Here is a 10,061-nt window from a genome sequence, read left to right as displayed (position 1 = left end):
GCGGCAGGCGGCGCGGTGACGGGCGGCGCAGTGACAGGCGGCCCGCGGCGCGGGCCGCAAGGCCGGCCGCGGGCAGGGCGCGCCCGGCCGCGCAATGCTATGCTGGCCGCCCCATCCCGATTCCCCGGAAGACCTCTGCCATGGCCCGCAAGACCCCCGAACAGCTCGCCCGCGAATTCGAAGGCCGCAAGGCCAAGGGGCTGGCCAAGGGCGGCGCGGCCTATTGGCCGAACGTGCTCGCCAACGCCGTGCTCAAGCTCGCCGCCAGCGGCGCCACGATCAGCGTCGCGGCTCTGGCCGAGCGCGTGACGCTGGACGGCAATGTCGCCGATCCGGTGGTGAAGGCCGGCGCCGAGGAGGCGCTGGCGCGGCTGAAGCAGGCGGCGGCGCGCGCGGCGGAGTAGGGGACGGGACATCGTCGAGGCGGCGCGGCGCAGGCTGAACGCGGAACCGCGCGGCCGCTCAGCGATTGTTCAGGGTCGCCGGTGCAGCATGCGCGGCAAAGGAGTTCCTGTCATGCGACGCCTCGTTCTCGCCGCCTGCTGCCTGACCGGCTGGGTCACCGCCGCAGCCGCCTTCCCCGCCGGCGTGCCGGCCGGGGTGCCCGCGCTGCCGGCCGCGCCCTCCGGCATCGTGCAGGTGCAGATGCAATGCACGCCGCAGAGCTGCATCGATCCGCGCACCGGCGTCTACACGCAGTCGACCTGCGATGCGCGCGGCTGCCGTCCGAGCAGCGGCCCGGTCGGTCGGCTCGGCATGCCGCCGGGCTTCAACCCCCAGCCGCTGCCCGGCTATGCCGAAGGTCCGCGCCGGCCGCCGCCGCCCCCGCCGGGCTATGACGGCAGCGGGCCGGGCTGGGATCGCGGCGATCGGGGTGATCGCGGCTGGGACCGGCGCGAGCGTGGCTGGGATCGGCGGGACCGCGACTGGGACGATCGCGGCCCGGGCCGCCGCCGCGGCTATGACGACCAGCGCTTCGACTGCAATGCCAGCCGCTGCGTCGAGATCGACAGCGGGCGGCTCTGGGAGAGCACCTGCGACCGGCGCGGCTGCCGGCCGCTACGGCCCGCCCGCGGCCAACGTTGGTGAGATAATGCGACGCCGGCCCTCGCGGGCCGGCGTTTGTCATCGCGTAACGGGGATCACTCCCCCATGGCGATCAGCGAGGCGTTGCCGCCGGCGGCCGCCGTGTTGATCGTCACCGTCTGCTCGGTGGCGAAGCGGGCGAGATAGTTCGGCCCGCCCGCCTTCGGCCCGGTGCCGGAAAGCCCGTGGCCGCCGAAGGGCTGCACGCCGACCACCGCGCCGATGATGTTGCGGTTGACATAGATGTTGCCGGTGGAGAGCGTCTGCGTGACCCGTTCCACCGTCGTCTCGATGCGCGAGTGCAGGCCGAAGGTCAGGCCGTAGCCCGAGGCCTCGATCGCCTCCAGAACCGCGTCGAGCTCGCCGGCCTTCCAGCGCACCACGTGCAGCAGCGGGCCGAAATGCTCGGCGGTCAGGTCGCCGATCCTGTCCAGCCGGATGATGTGCGGCGCGACGAAGGTGCCGCCGAGATCGGGCGTCTGGCCGGCATAGAGGATGCGGCCCTGGGCGCGCATCGCCGCGACATGGCCCTCCAGCCGCTGGCGCGCCGCCTCGTCGATCACCGGGCCGACATGGGTCTCGGGCCGGCGCGGATCGCCGAGCGTCAGCGCCTGCGCCGCGCCCTCGATCATCTCGATCATCTTGTCGGCGACGTCCTCCTGCACCACCAGCAGGCGCAGCGCCGAGCAGCGCTGGCCGGCGGAGCGGAAGGCCGACATCACCACGTCGTCCGAGACCTGCTCGGCCAGCGCCGTGGCATCGACGATCATGGCGTTGAGGCCGCCGGTCTCGGCGATCAGCGGGACGATCGGCCCGTCCTTGGCGGCGAGGGCGCGGTTGATGGCGCGGGCGGTGGCGGTCGAGCCGGTGAAGGCGACGCCGGCGACCGCCTCATGCGCGACCAGCGCCGCGCCCGCCTTGCCGTCGCCGGGAACGAGGTGCAGCGCGCCGGGCGCCACGCCGGCCTCGTGCAGGATCGCCACCGCAACCGCGGCGATCAGCGGGGTCTGCGGGGCGGGCTTGGCGACGACGCTGTTGCCGGCGACGAGGGCGGCCGCGACCTGGCCGGCGAAGATCGCCAGCGGGAAGTTCCAGGGCGCGATGCAGACGAAGGGGCCGCGGCCGCGCAGGATCAGGCGGTTCTCCTCGCCGGTCGGGCCGGGCAGCACGCTCGGCAGGGCGAACTTCGCCTCGGCCTCGGCGGCGTAGTAGCGCAGGAAGTCGACCGCCTCGCGCAGTTCGGCGATGGCGTCGTCGAGCGTCTTGCCGGCCTCGGCCTGCAGCAGGGCGATGAGCTGGCCGCGGCGCGCCTCCATGATGTCGGCGGCCTTGCGCAGCGCCGCGGCGCGGATGCGGGCGGGCGTGGCGTTCCAGGCCGGGAAGCCGGCTCTGGCGGCGCGCATCGCGGCGGCGGCGGTCTCGGCGTCGGCCTCGACCACACGGCCGACCGGCCGGCCGTCGATCGGAGAGAGCACGGGGCGCGAGGCGCCGCCGGCGGGCTTGCCGTCGATCAGCGGGGCGGCTTCCGGCGCGGGCTTGGCCGCAGCGGCCGCGATCTCGCCGAGCAGGGCCTCGAGGCTGGCGGCGTCGCCGAGCTCGACCCCGGCGGAGTTGCGGCGCGACGGGCCGAACATCTCGGCCGGCAGCGGGATGCGGCGATGGCGGGCGGCGCCGGGCGAGCCGACGAGATCGGCCGGCGGCACCAGCAGCTCGGCGACGGGCACGTCGGGATCGCCCGAGACCGAGACGAAAGAGGAGTTGGCGCCGTTCTCGAGCAGGCGGCGCACGAGATAGGCGAGCAGATCCTGATGGCCGCCGACCGGCGCATAGGTCCGGCAGGCGAAGCCCTCGCCGTCCTGCAGCAGCTTCTCGTAGAGCGCCTCGCCCATGCCGTGCAGGCGCTGGAACTCGTAGGCGCCGGTGCCTTCCCTGGCGAGCTCGGCGACGGTGGCGACGGTCAGCGCGTTATGGGTGGCGAATTGCGGGATGATGCGCGGGCGCAGCGCCAGAAGCTGCCTGGCGCAGGCCTCGTAGTTCAGGTCGGTCATCGCCTTGCGGGTGAAGACCGGATAGTCGGCGAGGCCGCGCTCCTGGGCCCGCTTCAGCTCGGTGTCCCAATAGGCACCCTTGACCAGGCGCACCATCATGCGCCGGCCGTAATGCTCGGCGAGCGCGCCGATATGGGCGATTACCGCCGAGGCACGCTTCTGATAGGCCTGGATGGCGAGGCCGAACCCGTCCCAGCCGGCGAGCGAGGCGTCGGCGAGCACGGCCTCGATCACGTCGAGCGAGAGCTCCAGCCGGTCGGCCTCCTCGGCGTCGACGGTGAAGTTGAGGTCGTAGCCCTTGGCCTGGCGGGCGAGCTGGACCACCAGCGGGGTCAGCTCGGCCAGCACGCGCTCGCGATTGGTGGCGTCGTAGCGCGGATGCAGCGCCGAGAGCTTGACCGAGATGCCGGGACGGTTCGGCAGCGGGTCCTTGCCGGCCGAGCGGCCGATTGCGTCGATCGCCTGGGCGTAGCTGTCGAAATAGCGCCTGGCGTCGGCCTGGGTGCGGGCGCCTTCGCCGAGCATGTCGAAGGAGTAGCGATAGAGCTTGCCGGTGCCGGAGCGGGCGCGCTTCAGCGCCTCCTCGATGGTCTGGCCGAGCACGAAATGATTGCCCATGACGCGCATGGCCTGGCGCGTCGCGGTGCGCACCGCCGGCAGTCCGAGGCGCTTGGAGAGGTTGCCGATAATGCCGGTCGGGGTCTCGCCCGGCTGGATGATGCGGGCGGTGACGCCGAGCGCCCAGGAGGAGGCGGAGATCAGGAAGGCGTCGGACTTGGCTTCGTGATGGGCGAAATCGCCCTGGCCGAGCTTGTCCTCGATCAGCCGATCGGCAGTGGCGGAATCGGGCACGCGCAGCAGCGCCTCGGCGAGCACCATCAGCGCCAGGCCCTCCTTGGTGGAGAGCGAGTATTCGCGGAGCAGCTCCTCGATGCCGCCGAGCCCGACCTTGCGGGTGCGGATCGCCTCGATCAGCCCGGCGGCGCGCGCGTCAATGCGCGCCTTGGCGGCGGGGTCGCGCCGTCCGGCCGGCAGCAGGCGCGCGGCGATGGCCGCGTCGTCCTCGGCATAGGGCGGGCGGAAGATCGGCGCGGCGGGGTCGGCAGGTCGCGAAAGGGGGGCGGCCATCGTTGGGCTCCAAGGGAGGCGGGATTATCTGAGAAGATCGGGCCGATCATGCTGGATATCAACGGCGATTTGCGCGATGATGCCGCATCTATCTCGGCATAAGTGGCTACCGTCGGAGAAATATCCCGTGCTGGACAGGACCGATCGCCGCCTGCTCGCTTTGCTGCAGGCGGATGGCCGCGCGGCCGGGGTGGAACTGGCCGAAAAGGTCGGCCTGTCGCCAACCGCGACGGGCGAGCGGCTGAAGCGGCTGACGCGCGAGGGCTACATCACCGGCTACCGCGCCACCGTCGATCCGGTGAAGCTCGGGCTCAACCTGCTGGTCTTCGTCGAGGTCTATCTCGACAAGACGACGCCCGACGCCTTCGAGCGCTTCGCCACGGCGGTGAAGCGCGCGCCCGAGGTGCTGGAATGCCATATGGTGGCGGGCGGCTTCGACTATCTGGTCAAGACGCGTGTCGCCGACATGAACGCCTATCGCCGCTTCCTCGGCGAGGTGCTGCTCGCCCTGCCGGCAGTGCGCGAGACGCGCACCTATGCGGTGATGGAAGAGGTCAAGACCGACGGCGCCCTGCCGCTGTGACGGCTGCGACTGAGTCCTTGCGGACACGCGCGGCGAAATACTCAGTCTTTTCCGCGATCTCGCCCTGATCTCGCCGGTTTCGGGGTTGACCTTGCGGCCCCTGCATCCTTGTTGTCGGATGTCGTCGGGGCGGATCGGACCGCGGCGATATTCGTGCGCCGGCGATCGCGCCGCGCCACCTTCCGGAGAGTGCCATGACCGTCGCCGCGTCCCCGTTGTCCGTGCCGCTGTCCCGGCGCGGTTTCGGGCGCGCTCTGGCCGGCGCGGCCTTGCTGGCCGGGACGACGCCGCTGCGCGCCGCGGACCGGACGGCGCTGCGCTTCACCCTGGACTGGCGCTTCGAGGGCCCGGCCGCGCTGTTCCTCTCCGCGCTCGACAAGGGCTATTTCGCCGCCGAAGGGCTGGACGTCACGATCGAGCAGGGCACCGGCTCGCGCGAGACGGTGGCGCGCGTCGCCACCGGCGGCTTCGATGCCGGTTTCGGCGACGTCACCACGCTGATCCGTGCCCGCGACGACAACCCCGCGAGCGCGCCGCGGGCGGTGATGATGGTCTATGACCGCGCGCCCTTCGCCATCGTCGGGCGGCGTAGCCGCGGCATCACCGAGAATCCGCGCAGCCTCGAGGGCAAGATCCTCGGCGCGCCCGCCGCCGACGGCGCCTTCGCGCAATGGCCGGCCTTCCGGACGCTGAACCGGATCGACGAGGCCAAGATCAAATTCCTCAATATCGGCTTCCCGGTGCGCGAGCCGATGCTGGCCTCCGGCGAGGTCGACGCCGCCTTCGGCTATGCGCATTCGGCCTATCTGACGCTGAAGGCCCGCGGCGTGCCGGCCGACGACATCGTGCTGCTCGAAATGGCGGATCACGGGCTGCTCGCCTATGGCAATGCGGTGATGGTCTCGCCCAAGCTGCTCGCCGCGAACCCGGAGGCGGTCAAGGCGCTGCTGCGGGCGCTGACGCGCGGCATCCGGGATGCGGTGGCCGCGCCGACCGAGGCGCTGCAGGCGGTGCTGAGCCGCAACACCGCGGCGAAGCCCGAACTGGAGGCCGAGCGCCTGCAGATGGTGATCGCCCGCAACCTGCTGACGCCCTGGGTCAAGGCCAACGGGCTCGGCGGCATCGACACGGTGCGCTGGCAGGGCATGCTCGACCAGATCGCCGATGCGGCGCCGCTGAAGGACCGTGCGAAGGCGGCCGAGGCCTTCGCCGCCGGCTATCTCCCGGCGGAGGCCGAACGCCTGTTCTGACGCGACACCGCGTGCCGCGCCCGGCGGGGTGACAGCGCGCGGCGGCTTCGCCTATCGTCCCGGCCCTCAGAACGAGGGCCTGCCGCATGCTTCCCGACATTCGCGACCACGCGCGCCTGCGCGCCGCCTTTCGCTGGCAGATCCCCGCGCACTACAATATCGGCGTCGACTGCTGCGACCGCTGGGCGGCGGTCGAGCCGGCGCGGCCGGCGATCATCGAGGTGTCGCAGGACTGGCGCGTGCGCACCGTCGACTATGGCGCGCTGCGGGCCCGCTCCAACCGGCTGGCCCATGCGCTGGCGCGGCGCGGCGTCGGGACGGGCACGCGCGTCGCGATCATGCTGCCGCAGGGCTCGGCCGTGGCGGTGGCGCATATGGCGATCTACAAGCTGGCTGCGATCGCGGTGCCGCTGGCGGCGCTGTTCGGCGCCGATGCGCTGTCCTACCGCCTGCGTGACAGCGGCACCTCCGTGCTGATCACCGATGCGGCCGGGCTTGCCAAGCTGGCGCAGATCGAGGAGGCGCTGCCCGAACTTTCGCTGGTGATCTCGACGGATGGGCCGGACGGGACGGTCGAGGGGCTCGACCGTATGGTCGAGGGTGAGAGCGAGCACTTCACCCCGGTCGATACGCTGGCCGACGATCCGGCGCTGATGATCTACACCTCCGGCACCACCGGCAACGCCAAGGGGGCGCTGCACGGCCACCGCGTCGTGCCCGGGCACCTGCCGGGCGTCGAGCTGCCGCACGAATTCCTGCCGCAGCCGGGCGACCTGCTCTGGACGCCGGCCGACTGGGCCTGGGCCGGCGGGCTGCTGAACGGGCTCCTGCCCTGCCTGCATCACGGCGTCGCGGTGCTGGCGCGCCCGGTGCCGAAATTCGATCCCGAGGAGGCGCTGCGCCTGATCGCCGATCTCGGCGTGCGCAACAGCTTCGTGCCGCCGACGGCGCTGCGCATGCTGCGGGCGGTGCCGAACCCGCGCGCCCGCTTCGACCTGCGCCTGCGCACGCTGGCCTCGGGCGGCGAGTCGCTCGGCGCCGAGACGCTGGCCTGGGGCCGCGAGGCGCTGGGGCTGACCATCAACGAGTTCTACGGCCAGACCGAATGCAATCTGGTGCTGGCCTCCTGCGCCGCGATCGGCGTGGTCAAGCCGGGCTTCATCGGCAAGCCGGTGCCGGGCCATGAGGTCGCGGTGATCCGGCCCGATGGCAGCCCCTGCGAGCCGGAGGAGGAGGGGCAGATCGCGGTGCGCAGGCCCGACCCGGTGATGTTCCTCGGCTATTGGGGCAGGCCGGAGGCGACGCAGGCCAAGTTCGTCGGCGACTGGATGACGACCGGCGACCAGGGCGCCTGCGACGCCGAGGGCTATGTCCGCTTCGTCGGGCGCGACGACGACGTCATCACCTCCTCGGGCTATCGGATCGGACCCGGCGAGATCGAGGACTGCCTGCTGCGTCATCCGGCTGTGGCGCTGGCGGCGGTGATCGGCAAGCCGGACACGCTGCGCACCGAGATCGTCAAGGCCTTCATCGTGCCGCGGCCGGGCTTCGCCGAGAGCCGCGAGCTCGTCGCCGACATCCAGGGCTTCGTGCGCCAGCGGCTGGCGGCGCATGAGTATCCGCGCGAGATCGCCTTCCGCGAGACCCTGCCGATGACGACGACCGGCAAGATCATCCGCCGCCTGCTGCGCGAAGAGGCCTGAGCCGGCTCAGGCGCCGGGTTGGCCGAGAAAGGCGCGCCAGAGGCCTGCGACCACCGCCTCGTCGAGATCGCGCACGATCAGCACCAGCCGCGAGCGCCGGTCGGCATCCGGCCAGCGTTCCAGGGTGAGTGGCGGGTGCAGGATCTGCTGGACGGCGTGGACGAGCAGCGGCCGGTCGGGATGCTCGGCGACCGCGACCAGCCCCTTCAACCGCAGCAGCTTCGGCCCGTGCGTCGAGCGCAGCAGCGTCCAGAACAGGTCGAAGGTCGCCTGCCGCACGGGCGCGTCGGCGGTGAGCACGAAGGCGCGGATCACGGCGTCGTGGCGGTTGACGTCGTGGTGATGATGGGCGTGCGCATGATCGTGCCCGTTCCCATGGTCGTGGCCGTGATGGCCGTGGTCGTGGGAGTGCCCGTGGTCGTGGTGATGATGATCGTGGTGGTGGCCGGCGACCGTCTCGGCCGCGAGCCAGCCGGCCAGCGCCTCGGGCCGCGCCGCGAGATCGTAGAGGCCGGCGCCGACCAGCGCGGCGGCCGGCGCGTCGGGCGGCAGCAGGGCGACGCCGGGGGCGAGTTCCGACAGGCGCCGGCGCAGGGCCGCGAGTCCGGCCTGGTCGTCCACGAGATCGGTCTTGCCGAGCACGATCCGGTCGGCGGCGACGACCTGGCGCAGCGCCTCGGGATGGGCGTCGAGCGTCGCCATGCCGTTGACCGCGTCGACCACGGTCACCACCCCGTCGAGGCGGAAGCGCATGGCGAGATAGCGGTGGTTGATCAGCAGGTTGAGGATCGGCGCCGGATCGGCGAGGCCGGTGGTCTCGATCACCAGCCGCGAGAAGGGCGCGATGCGGCCATTGTCGAGCCGGCGCAGCAGGTCCTCCAGCGTGACGATCAGGTCGTCGCGGATGGTGCAGCACAGGCAGCCCGAGGCGAGCAGGATCAGCCCGTCATCGCCGCCCTCGATGAAGAGATGGTCGAGCCCGATCTCGCCGAACTCGTTGACCAGCACGATGCTGCCCGCCAGCGCCGGATCGCGCAGCAGCCGGTTCAGCAGCGTGGTCTTGCCGGCACCGAGGAAGCCCGTGAGCAGCGTGAGCGGGATCGGCTCGGGCGGCAGGCGGGGCTCGGACATGGTGGATCAGCTTCCGGGTGCGGCGGCGACGGCGGGGGCGGGGCGTCGCTTTTGTTCTAGTATTACATTTGTCACGATGGCCGCAATCACCATCAGCCCGCCGCCATATTGCAGCCCGCCGATGCGCTCGCCCAGCACGAGCGCGGCGATCGCCACCGCGAAGACCGGCTCGGCGCAGAAGGCGAGCCCCGCCGGACCCGGCGCGAGGCGGGCGAGCGCCATCACCTGGAAGGCGAAGCCGAGCACATAGCCGCCGATCGTCACCGCCACCGCCAGCGGCGCCAGCAGCAGCGCACCGGGCGGCAGCATCCCGCCGGTGACCGAGAGGATCGCCAGCGTCACCGGCAGGATCAGCAGATGCGACCAGAACAGTTTCGGCAGGATCGGCGTGTCGCCGAGCGCCGCGCCCGAGAAGAACTGCGTCGCGGCGGCGAGGCTGGCGGCGAAGGCGAGCGCGAGGCCGACCGGATCGAGCCCGTGCAGGTCGGGCCCCACCACCATGGCGACGCCGAGGAAGCCGATCAGCGCCACCGCCAGCCGGTCGGCCGAGAAGCGCGCCGGGGTCAGCAGCGGCTCGGCCAGCACGATCAGCACCGGGAAGGTGTAGAACACCACGGCGGCCACCGTGACCGGCAGGAAGGCGACCGAGGAGAGGTAGCAGCAGCCGACCAGCGCGGTGCTGACCGCGAAGACGACGAGCGTGCCCCAGCGCTTTCGCGGCAGCGCGAGCGAGGTGCGCCAGGCCAGCGCCGCCAGGCCGACCAGCGCCAGCATGACGAAGACGCGGTAGAACACCATGAGCGGGCCGCTGATGCCGGCCCGCCCCGCGATCTGGGCGCTGACGATGTTGGCGCCGAGGGCGGCGGCCGACACGAGCGCCAGCGCCATTCCCGTCCGGCCGGCGCCTCGCCTGTCCGGAACGCTCATCCCCCCGCCGCCGCGCCGATCAGGCGTCCGGCTTGCGGGCCGGGCGGGCGAGCTTGGCCGGGCGCGCCGGCGGCTTGGCGAGGGCCTGGCTCGGCTTGGCGCGCGTGGGCGCAGCCTTCTGCCCGGCCGGCTTGGGACGGGTGGCGCGGATGCCGGCGGCGGCGCCGGGGCGCAGGCTGGCGGGGGCGGCCGCGCCGGGCTGGAC

At 72.4% G+C, this 10,061-nt stretch carries 8 protein-coding genes and 1 pseudogene; 5 read left to right on the top strand and 4 right to left on the bottom strand.

What is annotated here, in order from left to right; translation table 11 throughout:
* The first annotated feature begins 140 nt into the window (after positions 1-140).
* Both ABE438_RS20225 and ABE438_RS20220 read left to right on the top strand, forming a co-directional pair.
* On the top strand, positions 141-404 hold the full coding sequence (locus ABE438_RS20225) for a hypothetical protein (RefSeq protein ID WP_346504481.1): 264 nt from the start codon (positions 141-143) through the stop codon (positions 402-404).
* A 112-nt stretch (positions 405-516) separates the two neighbouring features.
* The gene (locus ABE438_RS20220) at positions 517-1,089 is read left to right on the top strand and encodes a hypothetical protein (RefSeq protein ID WP_346504480.1); all 573 of its coding nucleotides are present in this window, start codon (positions 517-519) and stop codon (positions 1,087-1,089) included.
* 53 nt (positions 1,090-1,142) lie between these two features.
* Here ABE438_RS20220 and putA read toward each other — a convergent pair whose 3' ends face one another.
* Positions 1,143-4,262 carry a bifunctional proline dehydrogenase/L-glutamate gamma-semialdehyde dehydrogenase PutA gene (gene putA / locus ABE438_RS20215; protein WP_346504479.1) on the bottom strand — a complete coding sequence of 1,040 codons (3,120 nt, stop codon included), beginning with the start codon at positions 4,260-4,262 and terminating at the stop codon, positions 1,143-1,145.
* 79 nt (positions 4,263-4,341) lie between these two features.
* Here putA and ABE438_RS20210 point away from each other — a divergent pair, with 79 nt between their 5' ends.
* From ABE438_RS20210 to ABE438_RS20200, 3 genes are all read left to right on the top strand, one after another.
* Positions 4,342-4,845: an Lrp/AsnC ligand binding domain-containing protein gene (locus ABE438_RS20210; protein WP_346504478.1), complete on the top strand. Its 504-nt coding sequence runs from the start codon at positions 4,342-4,344 to the stop codon at positions 4,843-4,845.
* A 194-nt stretch (positions 4,846-5,039) separates the two neighbouring features.
* The gene (locus ABE438_RS20205; protein WP_346504477.1) at positions 5,040-6,095 is read left to right on the top strand and encodes an ABC transporter substrate-binding protein; all 1,056 of its coding nucleotides are present in this window, start codon (positions 5,040-5,042) and stop codon (positions 6,093-6,095) included.
* An 86-nt stretch (positions 6,096-6,181) separates the two neighbouring features.
* Positions 6,182-7,798 carry an AMP-binding protein gene (locus ABE438_RS20200; protein WP_346504476.1) on the top strand — a complete coding sequence of 539 codons (1,617 nt, stop codon included), beginning with the start codon at positions 6,182-6,184 and terminating at the stop codon, positions 7,796-7,798.
* Positions 7,799-7,804: 6 nt separating this feature from the next.
* On the opposite strand, the gene ABE438_RS20195 is transcribed toward ABE438_RS20200, so the two are convergent.
* The 3 genes and pseudogenes from ABE438_RS20195 to ABE438_RS20185 all read right to left on the bottom strand — a co-directional run.
* Positions 7,805-8,929 (bottom strand): CobW family GTP-binding protein, encoded by a 1,125-nt coding sequence (locus ABE438_RS20195; protein WP_346504475.1) that lies wholly within the window; start codon positions 8,927-8,929, stop codon positions 7,805-7,807.
* A 6-nt stretch (positions 8,930-8,935) separates the two neighbouring features.
* Positions 8,936-9,817, bottom strand: coding sequence for a DMT family transporter (locus tag ABE438_RS20190; RefSeq protein ID WP_346504474.1), 882 nt, complete (start codon positions 9,815-9,817; stop codon positions 8,936-8,938).
* Between the two features lie 58 nt (positions 9,818-9,875).
* A pseudogene (locus tag ABE438_RS20185) lies at positions 9,876-10,061 on the bottom strand (hypothetical protein); the annotation flags it as partial.

Source organism: Allobosea sp. TWI1241, from assembly GCF_039673065.1.
In the GTDB taxonomy this organism is placed as follows: domain Bacteria; phylum Pseudomonadota; class Alphaproteobacteria; order Rhizobiales; family Beijerinckiaceae; genus Allobosea.
The sequence above is the reverse complement of the archived record's forward strand: the minus strand, read 5'-3'. Positions and strand labels throughout refer to the sequence as shown.